Raw genomic sequence first — 21,772 nt, 5'->3', positions numbered from 1 at the left:
TCCCCAGCGTTATCCACAGGCCGAGTTGTGGGGAGTCGCCCGCGCTCCCTATGGTGGAGCGACGCCGACGAACAGCGGGCTGCGGGCCCGCCGCCGAGCATCCCGTGTCGGTGGATCGGCTGAGAATCGTCTCGACAGCGAGCCGTTGCACGCAGAGTCGCGTGACCACGATTCACTGGAACGAGCGCAATACCCGCACGCCCACGCAACATAAGAGGAGAAGCCGTGTCGATCGCCCATCTCGGTCTCGCAGACCAGCGCGAGCCGGGCGAGAGCAGAGGCCACGAGCGCACTCCCCCGCACGACCTCCTCGCTGAGCAGAGCGCCCTCGGCGGCATGCTCCTGAGCAAAGATGCGGTCGCCGACGTCGTCGAGGTCGTTCGCGGTGGAGACTTCTACATCCCCAAGCACGAGATCGTCTACGACGCGATCCTCTCGCTGTACTCGCACGGTGAACCAACCGATGTGATCACCGTCACCGACGAGCTCACGAAGGTGGGCGAACTCTCCCGGGCAGGTGGGGCAGAGTACCTCCACACGCTCACGAGCCTCGTGCCGACCGCGGCGAATGCCGGCTACTACGCGAACATCGTCGCCGAGAAGGCGCTGCTGCGCAGGCTCGTCGAAGCCGGCACCCGCATCACGCAGATGGGCTACAAGGCAGAAGGCGAAGTGCTCGACCTGGTCAACAACGCCCAGGCCGAGATCTACTCCGTCACCGGGTCGCAGGAGACTGAGGACTACGTACCCCTCACCGACGCGGTCACGGTCGCCATCGACGAGATCGAGGCGGCCAAGCACAAAGACGGCTCGATGACCGGCGTTCCCACCGGATTCGCCGAACTCGACGAGCTCACCAACGGACTCCACCCGGGCCAGATGATCATCGTCGCGGCGCGACCCGCGCTCGGCAAGTCGACCCTCGCGCTCGATTTCGCCCGCGCCGCGGCCATCAAGCACGACATGCCGACCATCTTCTTCTCCCTCGAGATGGGGCGCAGTGAAATCGCGATGCGTCTGCTCTCGGCCGAATCATCCGTGCCCCTGCAGAGCATGCGCAAGGGAACGGTCGACACCCGCGACTGGACTACGATCGCGTCGACCCGCGGCCGAATCAACGACGCACCGCTCTACATCGACGACAGCCCCAACATGACCCTGGTGGAGATCCGGGCCAAGTGCCGCCGGCTCAAGCAGCGGGTCGGCCTCAAGATGGTCATCATCGACTACCTCCAGCTGATGACGAGCGGCAAGCGCGTCGAGAGCCGTCAGCAGGAGGTCAGCGAGTTCTCCCGTGCGCTCAAACTGCTGGCGAAGGAGCTGCAGGTCCCCGTGATCGCCCTCTCGCAGCTGAACCGCGGCCCGGAGCAGCGCGCCGACAAACTTCCCGCGCTGAGCGACCTGCGCGAGTCGGGCTCGATCGAGCAGGATGCCGACATGGTGATCCTGCTGCACCGCGAATCCGCCTACGAGAAAGACAACCCCCGCGCCGGCGAGGCCGACCTGATCGTCGCCAAGCATCGAAACGGCCCGACCCGCACCGTCACCGTCGCCTTCCAGGGCCACTTCTCGCGCTTCACGGACATGGCACCGATCTAATCGAGGTGTGAACTGTCCACGCAAAGTGTCGTCTGACCACGCAAAGTGTCGTCTGAACACTGTGATGGTGGTCTAGCTCCGAACTTTGAGGATCCACGAAGTGTCCATTTGGACAAGCAAGGATCGAGAAAGGCAGTTGGACCGACTTGCCGCAGGGAAGACCCACGGTCTCCCGGCCATGCACCCGAAGGTCGTCGAGCTCAACGGTCGAGCCTGGCGCTGAGCCGGCTCCAGATCCCAGGCGCAGTTGGCGCGCCCGTCCGCGTCGTCCAGATCATCGCGGGGTCGAGCGCTCGGTGCCAAACGGTGAGCCACTCAGAGATTTAGCCTCGGTATCGAGGTTAGACCGGTTCGGGCAAGAGCACCACGATCGCCGGAAAGTCGCGTCAGTATTCGGGACAAGTTGGGCCAGGATTGCAGAAGGGCGGCGCCCGCAACCGCCGCTTTCTACCCAAGATCAGGAGTGCTGCCCTAGTGGTGAACCACGTCAATTTCATCTGGAACATCGCCGAGTCTCTTCGCGGTCCGTTCAAGCCTTCTGAGTATGGGTTTGTTGTGCTTCCGTTCACGGTGCTTCGCCGCCTGGATGCAGTGTTGGCTGACACGAAGACTGAAGTGCTCAAGGTCGCACCCACAGTGGCAAACGCCCCCGAGGTGCTTCAGCAGATGAAGCTAACTGATGCGTCCGGCCACCAGTTCTACAACACGAGCCCGTTCGACTTCGCGAAGCTCGTCGCCGACCCGCAGGACCTCCGCGCGAACCTGTCGTCGTACCTCTCCGGGTTCTCGACGAACGTGCGTGACATCTTCGAACGGTTCGAGTTCGATAAGGCGCTGAACAAGCTCGCTGAGAAGAACAAGCTGTTCGCGGTGACCGAGAAGTTCGCGCAGGCAGACTTCCACCCGCGCACGGTCAGTAATATCGAGATGGGCCTCGTTTTTGAGGAGCTGATCCGATGGGCGAATGAGCGGTCGAACGAGACCGCCGGCGACCACTACACTCCGCGTGAGGTCATTGCGCTGATGGTGCAGCTGCTCTTCGCGGTCGACGACGACGCGCTGACGAAGCCCGGTATAGTCCGCTCGATCTACGACCCGACAGCGGGAACCGGCGGCATGTTATCGGTCGCCGACGAGTACCTGCGAAGACTCAACCCGGGGATCCAGTTGAGCCTCTATGGCCAGGACTACAACGACGCCTCGTACGCGATCTGCAAGGCCGACATGGTCATCAAAGGCCAGGATGTCGACAACATTGCGCTCGGCGATACCCTGACCGAGGACGCTTTCGAGGACAAGAAATTCGACTACGGCCTGTCCAACCCACCGTTTGGAGTCGACTGGAAGGACCAGCGCGCAGTCATCGAAGATGAGCACACCAAAGTCGGCTTCACCGGCCGCTTCGGTCCGGGAACCCCGACGGTCAGCGACGGGGCGATGCTGTTCCTCCTCCACTTGGTATCGAAGATGCGCAACCGCGAAGACGGCGGCTCGCGCATGGCAATCGTCTTGAACGGGTCGCCGCTGTTCTCCGGCGGCGCCGGCAGCGGCGAGTCAAACATCCGCAAATGGCTGCTCGACAATGACATGGTCGAAGCGATCATCGGGCTGCCGAAGGACATGTTCTACAACACCGGCATCTCCACCTACATCTGGGTGCTCACCAACCGCAAGGAGAAAGAGCGCGAGGGTCGGGTGCAGCTGATCGATGCTCGCGAGATGTTCGCGAAGCTGCGCAAGGGCCTTGGATCGAAGCGGAACGAATTGTCAGGGAAGAACATTCGCACGATCGTTGAGCTGTACGCCGCGTTCGAGCCCGGCGACCACTCCAAGATCTTCCGCAACGAAGACTTCCTCTACCGGACGATCACCGTCGAGCGTCCACTCAAGCTGAACTGGGAAGCCACGCCCGAGCGCATCGACGCGGTATTTCAGGCGAAAGCCGTACACAAGCTCGGCGAAGCGGACGCGGTCGCCCTGCGCGCTGCCCTCGACCGGCTCCGGGCGCAGAAGGTGTGGACGAACCGCGCAGAGTTCCAGAAGGCACTGAAGGGTGCCGCGAAAGCCGAGGGCTTGACGCTCACGGCACCGCTGCTGAAGACCGTGACTATGGAACTCGGCGAGCAGGACGACACCGCCGACATCTGCCGCGACACGAAGGGAAACCCTGAACCCGATACCTCCCTTCGCGACACCGAGAACGTGCCATGGGATCGAGACGTGGACGAGTACGTCGCACTTGAAGTTCACCCTTACGCCCCCGACGCGTGGGTCGACCACACGAAGACAAAGGAAGGCGCCGAGATTCCCTTCACTCGCCACTTCTACCAGTACGTCCCGCCGCGCCCCCTCGTTGCGATTGACTCGGATCTCGAGCGCGCCATGGACGAGCTGCGCGCGATGCTTGCGGAGGTGGAGCGGTGAGCCGCTATCCCTGGACACAAGTGCCAGGCGGATGGGATGTTCGTCCACTGTGGACCGAATTCCGGCGAGGGAAGATACTCGGAGATGGCACCGCAGAGCTACTCTCCGTCTATCGGGACTACGGAGTGATTCCGAAGGCGAGTCGGGACGACAACTTCAACAAGGCCTCCGAGGACTTGAGTAAGTACCAACGAGTCTCCAAGGGCGATCTCGTGGTCAACAAGATGAAGGCCTGGCAGGGCTCGCTCGGCATATCCGCGTTCGATGGCATCGTCAGTCCCGCGTACTTCGTCTACAAGGCAGTAGGAGCGCTGGATCGTCGATACGCGCATTACCTGCTTCGAAGCAAGCAGTACGCCGACCACATGGCCGCCATCTCTTCGGGGATCAGGCCGAATCAATGGGACCTAGATCCTCTGCAGTTCGCGGTAACGCCTTTGGTCGTGCCTCCGCGCACCGTGCAGGGGACGATTGCGGACTATCTGGATCGGGAAACGGTGCAGATCGACGCGTTTATCGCGAAGAATGAGGAACTCATCGCCCTCCTCACCGAGCGTCGCGCATCGGCGATCGTTGCAGCGATTGGCGGTTATGATGCGATTCCGCTCAAGCGTCTAGTCTCGTCTGAGCGGCCGCTTACCTATGGCATCCTGCAGTGCGGGGAGCCCGTCCAGGACGGAGTGCCGTACATTGGGCCCTCGGACTTGCCAGGTGAAGGTGCATCCCCGAGTCTCGGTGCGCTTAGGCGCACCACGCCGGAGATCGCCGCCGCATATGGCCGGTCGACCCTGCGCGGAGGCGACATCGTTGTCTCGATCGGACCGGCGTTCGGCCGGGTCGGATTACTCTCCGACGACCTGGAAGGCGCCAACCTCACACAAGACACCGTCCGCGTCGCCGTAATGCCTGCGAAGGTTGATCCGACATATCTGGTTTGGGTGCTGAGCTCGCGAGTCGCGTACGACTATTGGGACCGTCAAATCCTGGGAGCGACCTTTCGTCGTCTCAACCTTGGGACTCTTGGCGATACCCCAATTCCGTTGCCTCCTCGCGAGGAGCAGGCACAGATCGCGCGCCGGATCGAAGGGGTCGTCGAAAGAATCGACGCGACTTTGATGGCCGCAAATCGCGCCATTGAGCTTGCGAAAGAGCGCCGGGCAGCGCTGATCTCGGCAGCGGTGACAGGGAAGATCGACGTGGGAGTGGCGGCATGAGCAACATCGCGGGGGCGCACCTTGAGTCGGTGCTGGAGACAGAGATCGCGGAGTACCTTGCCGCGAACGGGTGGCTGTACTCGCCCACGGACAAGGAGTACGACCGGGCCCTCGCGCTCGTCCCGGAGGACGTGTTGGGCTGGCTCGAGGGTTCCCAGCCGAACGAGTTCGCGAAGGTCGTGGGCCCCACCGACACCCCCGAGCAGCAGGACGAGGCCCGCCGCCTTATCCTCGCGCGCCTGGCCAAGACGCTGGACAACGATCCGCTGAAGAGCGGTGGCACGATTCGTATCCTGCACGACGGGTTCTCGCTCGTGCCCCTCCACGGCGGTGCGGTGAAGTTCCGGATGGCGCAGTTCCGGCCGGCGACCACGAACAACCCTGACACGCTCGCCGCATACGAGAATATGCGGCTGCGGGTGATGCGGCAGGTGCACTATTCGGCGAAGCACCCGAACAAGGCGCTCGATCTGGTGCTGTTCGTCAATGGCATCCCGGTCGCCACCGTCGAGCTGAAGACCGACTTTACGCAGCCCATCGGCAACGCGATTGCACAGTATCAGTTCGACCGGGACCCGGCCGGTGAGCCGTTGTTCGCGTTCGCGAAACGTTCGCTGGTCCATTTCGTGGTGTCGAACTCCGAGGTGCGGATGACGACCCAGCTGCAGGGCGCCAAGACCCGCTTTCTTCCCTTCAACAAGGGCAACGATCAAGGTGCGGGGAACCCGCCCAACCCTAATGGGTCGGCTTCCTCGTACTTCTGGGAAGAGATCCTGCATCCCGACACGTGGCTGGGGCTGTTCGGCTCGTTCGTGCACCTGCAGGTTGAAGTGGACACCGACCCCGACACAGGCAAGAAGACGCGCACCGAGAAGGTGCTGTTTCCCCGCTACCACCAGCTACGCGCCGTCACTCGCCTGGTCGAAACGGCGCGCGAAGAGGGGCCTGGTAGCCGATACCTGGTCCAGCACTCTGCCGGGTCGGGTAAGACCAACTCGATCTCGTGGCTCGCGCACCGCCTCTCGCAGCTGCACGACGATGCCAACAGCCGCGTGTTCGACACGGTGGTCGTTGTGACCGACCGCACGGTGCTCGATAAGCAGCTACAAGATGCCATCGCCCAGTTTGAGAAGCAGGCCGGTGTCGTGCAATCGATCACGAAGGATGGAGGCGAGTCGAAATCGAAGCAGCTCGCTGCGGCCTTGACTGGCGGAAAGAACATCGTCATCGTCACGATCCAGTCGTTCGAGGCCCTCATCACTGCGATCCAGACCATTCCGGAGTTGCAACGTCGACGGTTCGCGGTCATCGCCGACGAAGCCCACTCCTCGCAAACAGGGTCAACCGCCGGCGCGCTGACCAAGGTCCTGTCGCCATCAGAGCAGGCGGCCGTTGCTGAAGGTGCGCCGATCAATTCAGATGCGTACCTGCAGTGGGCGATGGAGGTCACCGCATCCGCGCCTAACATCTCCTACTTCGCCTTCACCGCCACGCCCAAGGCCAAGACGCTGGAGCTGTTCGGACGAGTGCCAGACGGAGGTGAGACCCCGGAGCCGTTCGACCTGTACTCGATGCAGCAGGCGATCGAGGAGGGCTTCATCCTCGACGTACTGCAGAACTACACCCCCTACAAGGTCGCGTGGAAACTGCAGCACCCTGGCGCTGACTATGACAGCGACCGGGAGGTCGACGAATCCACTGCAGTGAAGGCCCTCGTACAGTACGTGCGCCTTCACCCGACGAACATCAGCCAGAAGACGAAGATCGTCCTCGACCACTTCCGGACGTACGTGCGACCGCTGCTCGAGGGCAAAGCGAAGGCAATGGTCGTCACTGGCTCCCGCAAAGAGGCGGTCCGCTGGAAGAAGTACCTCGACAAGTACCTCAAAGAGGCCGGCGTGAGCGACGTGCGCTCGCTTGTGGCGTTCTCAGGAACCGTAGAGGACCCCGAAGATGTAGGCGAAGGCCTTACCGAACGCACCCAGAACCCGGGGGTGCAGAGCGACCTTGCGGAGGCATTTAAACCCTCGACCTACAACGTGATGATCGTCGCGGAGAAGTTCCAGACCGGCTTCGACCAGCCACGGCTCGTTGCGATGTACGTCGACAAGAAGCTCGGCGGCGTTCAGGCGGTGCAGACCCTGTCGCGCCTCAACCGTACCTATCCGGGCAAGGACAAGACCTACGTCCTCGACTTCGTCAATGACCCGGAAGAGGTGCTCGAGGCGTTCATTCCGTACTACCGGAAGGCGACCCTCACCGCGACCACCGATCCGAACTTGATCTACGACCTCGTCACCAAGCTCGACTCCGCCGGGATCTACGACATGTCCGAGGTCAAGCTGACCTTCGACGCGGCACTCGCAGGCGGTACGAACGCGAACTCGATGATCTCCGCCGCGACCGCTCCCGCCGTAGACCGATTTCAAAAACGGTGGATTGCCGCAGTCCTCGACCATGACCAGACCGAGCAAGACGAGCTGCAGCTTTTCAAGTCCGACGCGAACCAGTTCGTGAAGTTCTACGACTTCATCTCCCAGGCTCGCAACCTTGAAGACACCGACCTCCCGCGTCGGCACTATTTCCTCCGCCGCATTCTGCCGCAGCTGTCGACGGCGACTTTCGCCGAGCCTGTCGACGTCTCGCAGGTGCAGCTCGCGGGCTACAACATCAAGCCCGGCGAGGCCGTCAAGCTCAATCTCGAGCAAGGTGCGGGCCTGGACCCCATCACTGCGATCGGCTCAGGTGCAATCCACGAGAAGCACCGGAGCGCCCTGGACGAGATCATCCAGAAGCTCAACGAGCACCTCGGCGACAAGTACGGCGTCGGCGTCATCGATATCACCATGAACCACATCGTGGGAAAGCTTGCCCTCGACACTGATCTGGCCCGCCAGGCTGAGGTGAACACCCCACAGCAGTTCGCCGAATCTCCGGTCTTGCCGAAGGCATTCACGAAAGCAGTGGTTGAGGTGCGGGAGGAGACCCCTGCGTTCATCGATGACCTGCTCGGCGACAGCGGGCTATTCGCAGAATTGGGCAAGGCGCTGCCTGCGATGCTCTATGAGTACCTGAAAGACAAGGGGACCGCGCGGAGCTGACGTTGCCGGGAGCGCGCTCCATCTTGTGCAGACCTCCGGTACTTGCCGCTCTGCGTGCCGATTCGGTGATCGTGGTCCCGAACCGAGCCAGAAAAGCACCCTAGGGCCCGCTGATATTCGCGACACCCGTCGCGGAATGTGACGAACTGAGCACCGGCTCGGCCGTAGCTGCGAAAATGCTCGTATACGAGCAGAAGCGCTGGTGGTGGCTGGGGCAACCATGACGTCGCGAGCGCGGGGAGGGCCGGATGGCTAACATTGTCGCTGGGCATGCTTCGCAACCGTCAACGTTGACGGTTCGTAACGCGACTGCCAGGTCGCGTGCACTGCCCGCTGCAACCGAAGAATGGCCCCCGGATCCGCACGAGTATCGTGTCGGATCATTTCACGCGCCTTCGCGCGTTGCAACCGCCGGTCCGGCATCTGGCTTTCGGATCGGAACGGATCAATGACATCACCAGTGCCCCCTCGGCGCACCCGTAAACCCCGCAAGGTTGTCAGCGACCAGGCGCGCGCAGACGAACTCCTGGAATCCCTGCGCGCTGCTGAGTTGCAGATCAGAGAGTTGACCGAGCGTCGATTGGAGCTGGTCTTAGAGGCAAGCGAGATCGGGCTGACGATCGCGAAGATCAGTGAAGCGGTCGGCGCCAGCCAGGCATCGGTCTCAAACTGGGTGCGCAGCTCCCGCAGGGGTCGCGACCAATCCGCTTAACGGCCAATGTTTAGCGCTTTAAAGTGATGAAAAGGATGTAGTCTTCGGACTAGCGAACTCGCGCACACCATCGACCACACGGACCACGTCATCGACTACCTGAATCGGCAGGACCTCCCGAGCGCTGATCTCCTGCCCGCCTCGCATTGGCAGCTTCTCGCAGCCAGCATTAGCATCAGCCCCGGTGGCGGACGTCGTCACCTCAACGCACGCCGCTATCTCTGGCAGCGGCTCACCGGCACAAGCCTCCCAGCAGCGCTGCGCACCGGTACCAGCCACGACGATTCCGCCGAGTACACCCTCTTCGCGACGAAGATGACAGCAGAGTTGCAGGCGGCGCTCGACCGCTACGGCGACGCGTACCTGCGAAACCACGGCTTCGACGAGCCAGTCATCTGGACGCCCGAGCCGTTCGTTCAGTTGCAGTGGCCTGGGCCAGAGATCCTAGACATCGACGTCGAGTTGTTGCAGAGCATGCTCTCCGATGGCATCTACACCCACCATCTGCTCGCGAAGGAGCTGAAGGCCAACGTGCGGCAAGTTCTCCGCGCCATAGATGCCGCACCCCCTCCGACAGGCGCATCGGTAACGCCCGCCGTTTGGAAGGAGATCTTGCCTCCACGGGGATACAAAGCACCCCACTTGCTGATGGGACTAGCCCGATGTCAAGGAGTCCACCATGACGAATGAAGACTTGAACAGGAGCGAGCTGAAGCCGGACCAGATCGCCTATCTGCTTCGGTCCGGCGAGTTCACGGCGGAAGAACTCGCCGAATCAGTTGCGACCGGCACGCGCGGCGGAGCTTGGCCGGATCTTCACGCCAGCCAAGAGGCTAGAGGTCTCCCGATCGATCAGATCGTGACGCGGCTGCGGGCCACGATCGGTGTCCGCCTGGTGGCGTACATCGGGGGCGTTGGCACGACCAGTGCCGTGGCCGCTTGGGCGGAGGCGCGCGATGTTCCTGATGCGGATAAAGTGACGCGGCTCCGAACAGCCTTCCATGCGCTCGGCATCCTTCTTGAACGCTGGGATCCAGTCACAATCGAATCCTGGTTCAAAGGTATGAACCCCGATCTGGGCGACGAATCGCCCGCACGCGTGATCAGAGAAGCTGCGCCGGACGGTGCCAATGAGGTCCTCATCGCGGCTCGATCCGCGATGATCAACTAGCGCATTGCGGTGGCCATAGAGGCGCTGGTGGAGTTCGTGCGGTTGTACTCGACCAACGTCTCTCCTGCGGCTCGGGGATCTGGGCACTCCATCCACCGAGGAAGGGCGTGAGTTGCTTCGGGCTTCGTTCGGGGATGTTCGGGACTGTCAGGATCGGGTCGCAATCGGATCGAGTTTGTCGATGATTGAGCGCATCTCTCGGCGCGGCGCTGCAGGCAGCACGATCCGCGGAGGCCCGCGCGGTGGATGACCGGAGTGGCCGTCGAGGCGTGCACGGCCTTGGAGCGGCAGCTGGCAGAAGAACGCGCCACGAATCAGGCGCGAGGGGAGACGCTCAATGCCCTCATCGCGCGAATCCCGGCAGCGGACGAGGGCGAATAGCCCCTCGCTCTTCGCAGGCGGCGAACGCCAAGGCTGCGCGGGCCACGTCCAAAGGGACCCTCTCCTGTTCGATGCGGCGCGCACGTGACCATTCGGGATGCACCAGGCCGAGGTAGAGCGCGCGCTCGTCGTCAGTGAGGTTCGGCACAGGACGAGGCTCCCGCGCCGTCAACGCTGCGCCGTGCTTGTCGACGTTCGTGCCGTACCTCTCCCAGCGATCGAACGACTCCGTATCCATGAAGATCGAACGCGCAGGCACGCCGGCTGCGCGGAAACCGTCGAGGATCTCCAGCCCGTCCGCATCCATGTCACCCCAGTAGACGACCACCGGGGCCTGAACAAGCCAGTCGAAGGATGCGAGTGTGCTTCCGCCCTTCCCGACTCCCTCGACGCTGATCGCGCCATCGAGGTCGGGGAAGTTGATGGCGGTGTCCTTGTTCTCGGAGATGATCACGATCTGCGGGGCATACGCCGGCATGAAGCTGTCTCCGAAGGTGGCGCTGTCGTGCTTGCGTCCTCCCCGTGCGAGGTGGCCGGGGTCGAGATAGCTGAAGTGGATCCTCGGCGGATGATTCCGGGCAAGCCCAAGATCGGCCTTTCCGGCGAGGGCGGCCACCAGATGCTGTCGGGTGTTCAACCACTTCGCCTGGAATCCCTCCAGCGGAACCTGGCGCGGCGTGAGTCCTGCCGCGGAGTTCTCCGCGAACCACGCGCCTGCCCGCAGCAGCAACTCGAAGTCGACGTCGTCGAAGTCGTCGACTGCTCTTAGCATGCCCGAAAGCTCGGCGAGCTCGGGGAACCGTCGGCGCAGCTCGCCCAGTCGGTCGCGACCTCGCTGCAGCCGGCTCGGCCACACGCCGCCGCAGATGCGTGCAGCCTCGTCGATCGACGGAACGACCAGGTGCGACGGAATCGAGTGAGTGACGACACCGATGCGCCGGTCGCGGTTCACGAGCTCGACGTCGAATCTGGGAGCCCAGGCGCGCAAGTCCGCGACGACGTCCACCAGGGCTGTGAAGTCCGCCGCGATCGTGCGCGAGGATGCGGTGGTTAGCGAGAACCGATGCGGCCAGGCCGCCGCCTCGCTCTCCCCCGTCAGAGTCTGCGCCCACGTCCGCTCTAGCCTTCGCCCTATCTCATGGACGATGTCAGCCGGCCGCTTCACGCTGTGGCGCCCGCGTCGTCCAGCCCGCGAATCTCGAGGACGTAGGACCGGTGCGTAGTGAGGTTCTTGGCGATCTCCACGATGACGTCGGCATGCGGCTCGAGAGCGGGCGCCTTGTCGACCGGGGCACCGATGATCAGCTGGAACCCGAGGCCACGCCACGCCTGGACGGCGCGTGAGGTGAACTGGCCATCCGCCTTGATAAACCCCTCGTCGAGGAAGACCGGCGCGAACCTGGGCCGCGCACGCTGCTGATCCCCGAGCTGGAACCGCAAGGCACTGCCGACGATGAACGCGATCAGCTCCTGCATCTCGCCGCCGCTCTTTCCCTGCAGTGACCGGTAGATGCTCAGCGGCTCTCCGTCCAGGTCGCGGCGCTGGGCTGTGATCTCGACGTGCCGACGAACATCCAGCAACCGATCCCGATCCACCACCTCGACAAGCTCCCGAGGAAGCCGCACATCGTCCTTGCGCCGGAGCTGGGCCATGAACCGCCGGAGATCCTTGAACCCCTGCTCCAGCTGCTCGTCGCCTAGGCCGGTCGTCGCCATGCGGGCATGGAGGGCGAGCTCCCGGCGGAACTTCACCACGGCGTCTGGTTGCAGCCGGCGCAGGTCGATGAAGAGGCGATCGCTCGTGGCCCCGAAAGGCAGGTCGCGCAGGATCTGATTGATCGGGTCGAGGCGATCCTCGATCTCTTCGATGGCTGCAGTCAATGCCGTCGCCAGCTGCTGCAGGTGCTCGCCGCTCCACACCAGCAGGCGCCGCCGCCACTCTTCGCGCCGTTCGCGCAGACCCGATCTCACGATCTCGTCCAGGATGGCTGCATAGTCGTCGTGGAACTCGATCGTCGTGCCGAGGTTCGAGTCGTCCCACTGCGCCTGGTACCGCTTGAAGATCGTCTCGATCTGCTGGGTCAGGCGCGTCACTTCGCTGCGGGCGTCCGAGGCGCGTCGCTCCAGCTCGGCGCGCAGACGCTTGAGTTGCCGATCGAAGGACTCCGGAGTCTCCGGCTCGTCGAGGAGCACCCGTGCCCACAGGTTGTCGAGCTCCTCCGCGAGCTCGTCGCGCAGGATGACAACTCCTTCGTTCTCGATGCGCGCGATGACGGGGTTGACCTCGTCCTCCAGGTCGACGTATCCCCCGTACGCGTGCTCGAGTTCGCTGATCTCCTTCTCCAGCTGGTGGCGATCGCGCTGAACGTCTTCCAGGTCGCCATCGAGCTGGGTGATCTGACGGTCAAGCTCGGCGAGGACATCGTTGTTGTCACGGATCTCGTCGCGGCGCCGCGTCAGCTCATCCTTCTCTGCGACCGCCGTGGCGACATCCAGATCCGTCCATGCCTCGTCAGTGATGCGCGCATACGCGTCCTTCTTCGCTCCGAGAGACTTGATCTCCGACGCGATCCGCGCGGCCTCTACGTCGATGTCAGCCAGCTGTGCGTCCAAATCCTCCTTCTCCTGAGTCAGTTCCTCGCGAAGACCCGTGTTGTCGAAGCCGATGACGTTTCGCGAGGACTGCCGACCGTGGCTGCCTCCCCTGCCGCGCCGGGTCTGGCCGGCGGGGGTGACGCGGAGTCCTTCGCCGTTCAGCTGCCCTGGCCCCGAAACGCACAGTGCGTTGCGGGATTGATGCGACACATGCTCGGTCACCCAGCTCTGGTACGGCGAGTCCTTGAAGAGCAGCTTTCCCGCAACGCGGTCCGGCTCGAAGATCGGCTGCTGCTGGTTCTGGGATCGGGCCACGCCCTCGAAGTTCAGTCGTCCTTTCAGGTGCAGCGGATCGATGGCCCGGGAGAAGTGCTCCAGGTGCTCGAGCGGGACGAGCATGAGCCGTGCGCCGCCGTATAGTGCCGTCTCGATCGCGGTGCGCCAGTGCTCCTCGTCGGGCATCACGTCGATCAGTTCGGCAACGAATGGGAGGTCTGCCACAGCCAGCCCGGATGCCTCTGCCGCGGCCTTGCGCATATCGTGCAGGTATTGGTCGACGCGTCCCGCACGGGTTTCGAAGCTCTTCAGCTCCTCCCGGATCTCCTTCAGACGGTTCTGGACGGGCCAGCTGCGCGAAAGCACTTCATCGCGCTCGGCTTCCAATCGCTTATCTGTGACCTCGTGCTCAGCGACGAACGCTCGCCCGGTCTGTTGGAGATGCTCGAATTCCTCCTGAGTGGCCATCGGCGCGTTCAACACCATCGTTGCTGATACGAGCCGAGAACGTCGATCCTCACGAGCGCTGACCCGACCTGCTGCGATCTCGATCTGGCTGCCGAGCTCGATCAGCAGGTCGCCACCTTGCTCGCTGTGCGCCTTCCTCGCTGCCTCCAGTTGACTCTTGAACGACTGCTCGCTCTCGACGAGGGAGGTCAGCTTGACCCGCGCATCCCGTGCGGTCGTGCGATTGGTGTCGACGGTGACGCGCAGAATGCGGCTGTGTCGCCGCAGTCGCCACAGCCCCGCCGGCGTGTTCGTCGCATCCAGCGATCCGAGCTCGTCGTCCGTGTCGATCGCCTTCTGCGCGCGCACCAGCGCCTCGTAGGCGTTCGTGATCGGCTCGAGTAGATCGGCGCGCGCCTGGGCGGTCACCATCTCCTGGTAGACGTCCTCGAGCCGGTCGAAGTGCTCGATCGCCGCATCCGCCTTCTCGTAGGAGTCGGGCTTCTCGATCACCAACTCCTTGTACAGCCTGTCCACCGTGGGGATGTCCTCGCTGGCCTGAATACGAGCCAGCAGCCGGAGTGCGTTCGTGCCGTCGCCGCCCGTACCGATGCCGAGCTTGACGTACAGCGCCTGTGCGAACGAGCTGTACGAGTCGAACGTGCGGATCTCCGGCCAGGCTGCCTTCAACTCACGCGGAGGGAAGTGGTTCTCGCCGATCCGAGCGAACGCCTCCAGCTCACGCAGGTCGAACGCGTCATTGATCACCATCATCCGCATGCTGATCTCGGCCGTACGCGATGCGCGAGCGGGTACGAAGTACGCCCGCATGGCCGTGAACCGCTCGCCGGCGTCGCTGACGAAGGTCATCGCCACCGCACCCCAGGTGGGCTCCCCCTGGCCCCGCATGACGTCGTCGACGACCTCGCCTTCGTCCAGCGTGTCGTCGAGCTTGCCCCGCAGGTAGCTCAACAGGTTCCGCTGGTCGGCGGAACGAGCGCGCCCTCCGCCCGAGTCGTTGGAGGCGCCATTGAAGGGCACATTCGGGGGCATCATCAGCGCGATGTAGCCATCCATGAACGTGCTCTTGCCCGCGCCGGACTGTCCGCTGAACAGCGTCACCTCGGGCCCGAACTCGGCGCTGGCGTGGCCGTGGAAGCCACCCCAGTTGACCACCTGCATCTTCTCTGCCCGCCACTGCAGCTCGGGGGTCTCGATCATTGCCGAGATCTGCTCGATCAGGCTCATTCGGGCTCCTCCGCCATCGATACTGTGTCGCTGTCTGGCTCGGAGGCTGTTCGCACGTTGAGCCACGCCAGCAGATTGTTCAACGCGGTCGCAGGAAGCATCGGCTCGATCGCGGGTGAGATCCGGAACACGCCGTCCTCGTCGGTCTTGACCAAGAGCCCTGCGCTCTTGAGCGCTTCGATCGCGCGTCCGCCCCTGCGGTCGTCAGCGACACGGTTGGTGGCCGAATCCGGCCGATTCTCCCGGAGGTACTCCAGCAGCTCCGTGTGACTGACCCGGGCGTGTGCCTCCCCGCGAGCCTGCTCGTTCCGGGCCCGGACCCGGAGGTAGACCAGCAGGGCGGTCTCCTCACGTTGCCAGGACGTGTCGTGAAGGAGCGTCGGAAACTCGCGGCTGCCGGTGGCAGCGCGCTTGTAGGCGACCTCGCGTTCCGGGCTGATCACGAGCTCGAGGAAGAGGTCGTTCAGCCGCTCGCTGATCGCTTGCCGCGACTTCACGATCGCCCGCCACTCGCGAGGATGGCTCTCCGAGGTGATGAACCGGTTCTTCAACAGCACCACCAGGGCCCGACGCTCGTCGAGCTCCAGGCCGCCCTCGTCACCATCGAACAGGGCGTGCGTGGATCCTTCCGGTTCGACGGCGGCCTCGGGATCGACAGGCGGGGCCTCCTCTTCCCAGTCCTCTTCTTCCGCGACCGTGTCCGGCTCCTGCTCGACGAACGTCACAGGTTCTCCTCCTCGGGGCCGCTGCCCGGCGTGAGCTGCGGTACTTCGAACATGCGGGTCGATCCGTCGGGACGGATCGCGAAATAGGTCTCCGCGTCGTCTGTCCTCATCAGCTCGTCGCTGTTGGTCGCCAGATGAAGCAGCCCAAGAACGTCCACCGGCCGCCGGAGCTCACTAGGCAACTCGGAGAACAGCTCGCCCAGACTCCACCCGCCCGGGCGCGCCTTCGCTTCCAAGAGCGCAGCGTGGAGTTCAGCCATACGGGGCCCGCCGTAGCGGCGCAGCTCGTCGATCGAGAGCGCTTCGGGCTGCTCATCGTCGCCCTCCGGCATCTGTGGGAGGGGCACATCGTCGGAGGGATCGTAGAACCGCTCACGCAGGTGCTCGACCTGCATCTCCCCCGGCAACAGGCTGACCGGCACCGTCTCTCGCGGACCTGCCATTCCCAGCCATGTCGACACGGCGCCCTCCAGCGACCGCAGAACACGGTCGAGCTCCCGATCCTTCGCTGCGTCCCTCGTGGTGATGTACGTCCGCAGAACGTCGGTGATCCGGCTCCGCTGATCGAGGACGGAGTCCAGCCCCTGCCTCAAGAGGGGCACGATCCCTCGCAGGTCCTTCCGGTCTCGATCCATGAGGAACGACTCGCCCTGCTCGATGAGCGCGCCCACGTCCTTGCGGAGTTGATCGAGGAGGTCGTCGTCGCGCAGGAGCGCGAAGGCGCCGTCGAACGCCCGCCCCTCCGGTGTGGCGGTGATCAACTGATCGATACGCTCGAGATACCGATCGATCACCTCGCCCGGAACGCGACGTTCCGCTCGGAAGTCGTCCAAGATTTCCCCGCGTACCGTGCGGAATGCTTCTTCCACGCGCTTGAAATCCGACGGCAGCTGCGAGACAAGCGAGAGCAGCTCGTCGAACCCCTCGAGCATGCGGTCTTCGGACATCGCCTCGATCTCGCCGCCGGCCTGGAGCCGATCCCGCTCCACCGTCAGCTGGGTGATCTCCGCATCAAGAATGGCGATGCGCGACAGGCGGTCAGGGTTGCTCTCCCGATTGATCCGCCTCGCCGTTGCAACGATATTCGCGATGCGGTGCTCGCTCAGACCAGTGCGCTCCTGCCGCAGGTTGGCGATGAAGTCGAGCGACTGCTGCGCATGCGAGGTCAGCGAGTAGACCTCGCTACCATCCGAAGCGGTCGAGCGGATAAGCCACTGGGCCCTCGTCCAACGCAGGCACACCTCGCGCCCCGAACCCGTGGGCACATCGGCCATCCCCGAGGTAGCCATCTCGGCAAGCATGCCTTCGACCAGGACGTGAAGCCGTGCCGTAGGCACCAACCGAATCTCGCGCGAGAAGCAGGCGTTCAGAATGGTGACGACCACCGGTGCTTGCCGCTGATGCAGGAGCGACAGCGTCGGCTGCTCGAACGCGCTAGAGACCCGAGCAAGCTCGCCGATGGTTCGGCTCACGTCGTCGCCCTCTCGCCGGTGGATGCTCCTGTCGAGCCCAGCTTGGCAGCGACCACGGACATTTCGGCCCAGGTGGAACGCCTTCTCGCCCTTATACGTGGGGAGCGTGACTGAATCAGGATCCAGCACCGCGACATATTCATGGTCGTCGCGGGCCCGATACAGCGCGGAGGCCGCACCGAAGATTACGGATGCGGCCGCGATGCTCCAGGTCTCGTCTCAGAGCTCTGCCGCAGTAGAACCGGCTCCGGCAGCGACGACGCATGAACGAGGGCTGGCTCAGCCGGCACTGACGAATGCCCGGGCAGCGGCCATAAGCCATGTCACGAACTCGAGTTGTGGCCCAGGTATAGCTATCGAACTGATCCCGACACGGATCTTGTGTGCCCCTGAAGGGACTCGAACCCCCAACCATTTCCTTAGGACGGAACTGCTCTTCCATTGAGCTACAGAGGCTGGCTCCCCGAGTATATCGATGAGCCGGGCATCTGCTCCTACTCGTAGCCGCCCCGCCGCTCGAGCCTGACGTTCGCTAGAACTCGCTTGTTTAGACGATCTGCGACGTCGCTGAGGTCGTCTTCGAACAAGTCGGCATAGGTGTCGAGCGTCATGGCAGCCGACTTGTGGCCGAGTATTCGTTGCAGTGCCTTCACGTTCGCGCCGGCGCTGACCGCCAAACTTGCGGCGGTGTGCTTCAGTGCGTGGGGTGTCAAGTGCTGAACCCCGGCGTCGTTCAAGGCCGTTAACCACCATGACTGTCGGTTCTGCGCAGTGTCCGGACGATGCAAGAACCCGCCAGTTGAACTAGGGAAAATCAAGTCGGACGGATCCATGTTTGCTGCCAGCTCTTCGATGCGCGAGTCGAGAAAGGCTGGGAAGGGCACCGTACGAGCCTGCCAGCTCTTCGGTGCGCCGATATGGATCTTCCCGCTCACCTCCGTGGCCGTGCGGCTGACCCGCAATCTGCGTTGAGGGATGTCGACATCTCCCACCCTGAGTGCGACGGCCTCACCCCACCGTATGCCTGTGTATGCAAGGGTGAGGATCAGGGTGCTTCTCATGCTGTCCGGAGCGCAGCGCGCGAAGCGAAAGACCTCATCATCCGTGAGATATGGCCGCCTGGCCGCAACATCTCGTCGCGGCATATTTGAAACTCCGCGCGCTGGATTTGATCGGATCCGACCGTCGCGAACCGCTACGTCAATGATCCCAGCGAGGACTCCGACTGCGCGAAATACGACGCTCGCCGACCGGGGCTTCCCCGCGTAGCTCTGGCGAACGCGATCGGTGATAGCCGCGCCCTGCCCCAACTCGCGAATCCACTTCTCCACAGCCGAGGGCCGGATGGCTCCGATAGCTGTTGTGGCCCAACGGGGTGCTACGTATACCCTCCAAGCGGTCATCAGTGGAGCAAAGCTGGACGGCTTCAGAGCTTGCTGCTTGTTGGCGAGCCAATCCGCCGCAAGACCGTCGACTGTTATGCGCGCTTCCCGCGGAAGGGCACTTCTGCCTCCGGACATCGCAATTTCGATCTCACTAATGTACGCGCGGGCCTCTCGCTTGGTTCGAAATCCGCGCCTTTCGTGCTGGCGTCCGGCTTCGTCTCGCCACCGGCCGCGGTACCGGCGACCCCTGGCGGACTCGTAAGCGCTGATGCTGCCCATGATGCGATTCTTCTCCGACAACCAGAGTGTGCGCTTGCGGGCGTCGCAGCGGGTACTGACCCACGCCAGTCGTCGTCTGAGCTAGTCCCGGCCATGTCGACCGTGGGCACGTCCATTGCCTGCGGATGAGGCGCGGCCGTAGTGATCACAGACGGAGCAATGCTTCCTCTAGCCTGGGCTGGTGAAACCACGAGACGCCCAGGCGGCGATCACCCTATCGGAGCTGCCGGCGAGTGGCCGCACGCGGTCACCATTCAATGGTGCTTCCCCAGGTTTCACCGCGGATTGGTGGGACGCGGAATGGGACTACATCGACAACAGCTCCAGGCACTGCTTCATCGCGCTCGAGGACGATGTCGAGGTCGCGCGAGTGCTAACCGACCCCGAGGCCGAACTCTACAGCTTTCACTACGAGGGTTTGGCGCCACTGAAAGAACCGGTGGAGGTGTTTCGATTCGAGGTGCGAGCAGACCAACGAGGGCGTGGCATCGGCACGCGAGCGCTGCAACTGCTTAAGGATCGCTATGCGGGACGGGACCTGTACGCGTTCGGGGATGAGGTGCGTTTCTGGCGAACCGTGTCGTGGCGGGAGTACTCAAGGCTGGACGGGGACACGATGTTCGTGCCGCTGTTTGTCCACCACCATGCGGCGCAATAAGCATGTCCGCTACGTTGGGCGAGGCTCACTAATCACTCGGGCTGATGGCGCATACCTAGCTGTTCTTCCATCAACGCGCGACCGGCATTCGAATTCCACGGGTCCGCGCTCTTGACGACGGAGTTCACAATTCCGAGAGACGTCAGAACGGCAAGTACGGAGTCGAGGCGTGGTGAGCCAGCACCGTGCTCTAGAGCCCGCAGCGTGTCGCGGGTGACGTGCGCGCGGTTGGCAAGCTGCATAGCGCTGAGACCCTGAAGCTTTCGCCAGCGCTCGATGTTGGCACCGAACTCGCGGAGCGCGCGTGCTCGGGCCGGTGACTGCCGAGTGACCATTCTCGCTCCCAAAAGTGTCGCGATTGCCTGTCAATCAATTGTTCCGTGCAGTCTATAACTGTCAAAAGCGCTCTCTCACCGCGCGGAGGTCGACATTTCTACGCGGTCCAACAATGCTCCAAATATGGCGGATCAGCGCGACATCTGGCTGGTAATTGGCGCGAGCGACGACCGTGGATTCGAATAGGGCCAGCGCAATGCGCGATACTCCGCAGAAGAACTTGCGGTGTGAGCTGCTGCCCGACCTCAGCGTTTCGGCATGCAAGATTCGAACGTTGTTGGGCGACGGGGCTTCGGTGCCCATGCCGACGACCGCCGCACGCGCCTGGTCGCGAAGAAAGCTGGCCATCTCAGATCCCAATCCCTCTTCGCGTTTGCGGGCACCTTGAATTACGGCAGCGCCTGCAGCTTCTACGTCCCGTTGGCGGTCAGCAACCTGGTTCTTGAGTTCGTCGAGACTCTTTGCCATGGGACGGATCACGGCACGTCGGTCAACGAACGAGCATTAGATCGCAGCACGCAGCTACCCAGCGCCTCCGGAAGTCGAGCTGCCGATAAACGCGATTCGAGAGGTAGTTGTGGGTCCCGCGTTGCCGCCTGAGGCCGAGACTGCGCTGTCGGACGTGCTTCGCGCATATTTCGGTAAGGCAGGCGTTGGTGTGCAGATCGCTCGGAGTTCGGCACCTTATCGGTAGGGCGCGGCCGAAGAGCCCCTACGCTTCTATCATGACCCAAGACGCAGCGAATCCGATTTGGGTCGTCATCGTCGTTGGTGCGCTCTCCGGTGTGATCGGCGCGATTGTGGGCCCCATCATCCAGCGAGTCTTCAGCCGAAATGACCGTGCTCTGGATGCCAGGCAATCTTGGGCGAGGGAAAAGCTTCAGCGGGTCTTCGGGTTGGGTGACGAATGGGTACCCACGGATGGGGCTGCCGAGCCGTTTGCTCGCCTGGTCCCGCCCAGCGGGTACAAGCCGCAGCGTTACGACATGCACACCATCAATTGGGCAGTCTTAGAATCCGTCGACCTGATGATGCTCCAGCCGCGCCGCAGCAGGTGGGCTAGGCAATGGCTATACAACTGGCACTTCGTTCTGCAACGCGAATACCACGCCCTCCACACCTGGATGCACGAGCTTCGGGAACGCGGCGTGTGGAACGACAAGGATTGGGACAGGGCAAACGAGAAGTACGAGCGACGTGTGCGGCGTGTAGAAAGTTCGATTTCGATTTGGGCCACGGGCCAATGGCTCACGCATCCCAGCGTGCGCATCTGGATGTCCGGCCGTAATGCTCTTCACGAGCTGCGCCAGAGAAGGGTGACGTCCCAGCTTCACCGCAAGATGCCCGACAGCATTACGCGCGGTGAATACCGCAAGTGTGATTGCCCAGAGTGGGATGTCCTGAACGCCCGGATTGCAGAGCTTGCAAAGCAACACCCGTCTCCGCCGGCAGCGCCGTCGGATGATGGGCCCGTCGGGTAGTAAACCTGGTAAGAACCCGGCGACCGGGTCCGGATGCTCAGCAGGCTGTTCGGGTCCGGATCGCCTACCAGGCCAACCGAATGCTTGCGTTTCGCTATCCCGACGACTTCGTCGGCGACTGGCTCAGACGATCAACGTGCTAGAGGGCCAACGGCCGGCTGACGCGATCGCCGACGATGAGTTTGTCTCGGTGCGGCAGGCCGCGCAACTGGCACGCGAGAGCGGCATGCTTGGTGATCGGGGCGAGGACGCGGAGGACGACGAGCGA

16 protein-coding genes and 1 tRNA gene are annotated in these 21,772 nt (G+C 63.3%); 9 read left to right on the top strand and 8 right to left on the bottom strand.

The annotated features are described in order from the left end of the window. Positions 1–225 precede the first annotated feature (225 nt). From dnaB to ACFVV0_RS01430, 7 genes are all read left to right on the top strand, one after another. On the top strand, positions 226–1,599 hold the full coding sequence (gene dnaB, locus ACFVV0_RS01460; RefSeq protein ID WP_387057335.1) for a replicative DNA helicase: 1,374 nt from the start codon (positions 226–228) through the stop codon (positions 1,597–1,599). Between the two features lie 474 nt (positions 1,600–2,073). Beyond that, entirely contained in the window at positions 2,074–4,023 is a 1,950-nt protein-coding gene (locus ACFVV0_RS01455) for an N-6 DNA methylase (RefSeq protein WP_387057333.1), read from the top strand. Beyond that, complete coding sequence (locus ACFVV0_RS01450; protein ID WP_387057331.1) at positions 4,020–5,237, top strand: restriction endonuclease subunit S; 1,218 nt, start codon at positions 4,020–4,022, stop codon at positions 5,235–5,237. The genes ACFVV0_RS01455 and ACFVV0_RS01450 overlap by 4 nt, the downstream gene beginning before the upstream one ends. A 179-nt stretch (positions 5,238–5,416) precedes the next feature. Continuing rightward, positions 5,417–8,338, top strand: coding sequence for a type I restriction endonuclease subunit R (locus tag ACFVV0_RS01445; RefSeq protein WP_387057329.1), 2,922 nt, complete (start codon positions 5,417–5,419; stop codon positions 8,336–8,338). Between the two features lie 346 nt (positions 8,339–8,684). Further along, positions 8,685–9,050, top strand: coding sequence for a helix-turn-helix domain-containing protein (locus ACFVV0_RS01440; RefSeq protein ID WP_387057327.1), 366 nt, complete (start codon positions 8,685–8,687; stop codon positions 9,048–9,050). A gap of 315 nt (positions 9,051–9,365) precedes the next feature. After that, a complete protein-coding gene (locus tag ACFVV0_RS01435) occupies positions 9,366–9,740 on the top strand; it encodes a hypothetical protein (protein ID WP_387057325.1) in 375 nt (124 codons plus the stop codon). Beyond that, a complete protein-coding gene (locus tag ACFVV0_RS01430) occupies positions 9,730–10,221 on the top strand; it encodes a hypothetical protein (RefSeq protein WP_387057323.1) in 492 nt (163 codons plus the stop codon). Before ACFVV0_RS01435 ends, ACFVV0_RS01430 begins: the two co-directional genes overlap by 11 nt. 343 nt (positions 10,222–10,564) lie before the next feature. Here the strand turns inward: ACFVV0_RS01430 and ACFVV0_RS01425 are convergent, their stop codons facing one another. The 6 genes from ACFVV0_RS01425 to ACFVV0_RS01400 all read right to left on the bottom strand — a co-directional run bounded on the left by ACFVV0_RS01425 (position 10,565) and on the right by ACFVV0_RS01400 (position 19,029). Then, the gene (locus tag ACFVV0_RS01425) at positions 10,565–11,767 is read right to left on the bottom strand and encodes a Wadjet anti-phage system protein JetD domain-containing protein (protein WP_387057321.1); all 1,203 of its coding nucleotides are present in this window, start codon (positions 11,765–11,767) and stop codon (positions 10,565–10,567) included. Beyond that, entirely contained in the window at positions 11,764–15,168 is a 3,405-nt protein-coding gene (locus ACFVV0_RS01420; protein ID WP_387057319.1) for an ATP-binding protein, read from the bottom strand. Before ACFVV0_RS01420 ends, ACFVV0_RS01425 begins: the two co-directional genes overlap by 4 nt. After that, on the bottom strand, positions 15,165–15,893 hold the full coding sequence (locus tag ACFVV0_RS01415; RefSeq protein ID WP_387057317.1) for a DUF4194 domain-containing protein: 729 nt from the start codon (positions 15,891–15,893) through the stop codon (positions 15,165–15,167). Before ACFVV0_RS01415 ends, ACFVV0_RS01420 begins: the two co-directional genes overlap by 4 nt. Then, complete coding sequence (locus ACFVV0_RS01410; protein ID WP_387057315.1) at positions 15,890–17,365, bottom strand: DUF3375 domain-containing protein; 1,476 nt, start codon at positions 17,363–17,365, stop codon at positions 15,890–15,892. Before ACFVV0_RS01410 ends, ACFVV0_RS01415 begins: the two co-directional genes overlap by 4 nt. Positions 17,366–17,749: 384 nt before the next feature. Beyond that, positions 17,750–17,821: transfer RNA gene (locus tag ACFVV0_RS01405), tRNA-Arg, on the bottom strand. 38 nt (positions 17,822–17,859) lie between these two features. Beyond that, positions 17,860–19,029, bottom strand: coding sequence for a tyrosine-type recombinase/integrase (locus ACFVV0_RS01400; protein WP_387057313.1), 1,170 nt, complete (start codon positions 19,027–19,029; stop codon positions 17,860–17,862). 181 nt (positions 19,030–19,210) lie between these two features. Between ACFVV0_RS01400 and ACFVV0_RS01395 the strand changes: the two genes are divergently transcribed. Then, positions 19,211–19,687, top strand: a complete 477-nt coding sequence (locus ACFVV0_RS01395; RefSeq protein ID WP_387057311.1) for a GNAT family N-acetyltransferase — start codon at positions 19,211–19,213, stop codon at positions 19,685–19,687. 32 nt (positions 19,688–19,719) lie between these two features. Here the strand turns inward: ACFVV0_RS01395 and ACFVV0_RS01390 are convergent, their stop codons facing one another. Both ACFVV0_RS01390 and ACFVV0_RS01385 read right to left on the bottom strand, forming a co-directional pair. After that, positions 19,720–20,022, bottom strand: coding sequence for a helix-turn-helix domain-containing protein (locus tag ACFVV0_RS01390; protein ID WP_387057309.1), 303 nt, complete (start codon positions 20,020–20,022; stop codon positions 19,720–19,722). Between the two features lie 61 nt (positions 20,023–20,083). Further along, positions 20,084–20,491 carry a hypothetical protein gene (locus ACFVV0_RS01385; RefSeq protein WP_387057307.1) on the bottom strand — a complete coding sequence of 136 codons (408 nt, stop codon included), beginning with the start codon at positions 20,489–20,491 and terminating at the stop codon, positions 20,084–20,086. A gap of 257 nt (positions 20,492–20,748) precedes the next feature. Between ACFVV0_RS01385 and ACFVV0_RS01380 the strand changes: the two genes are divergently transcribed. After that, complete coding sequence (locus ACFVV0_RS01380) at positions 20,749–21,504, top strand: hypothetical protein (RefSeq protein WP_387057305.1); 756 nt, start codon at positions 20,749–20,751, stop codon at positions 21,502–21,504. Positions 21,505–21,772: the final 268 nt, after the last annotated feature.

This window comes from Leifsonia sp. NPDC058230 (assembly GCF_042882245.1).
Classification (GTDB): domain Bacteria; phylum Actinomycetota; class Actinomycetes; order Actinomycetales; family Microbacteriaceae; genus Leifsonia.
This window is presented reverse-complemented; position numbering and strand designations above follow the sequence as displayed.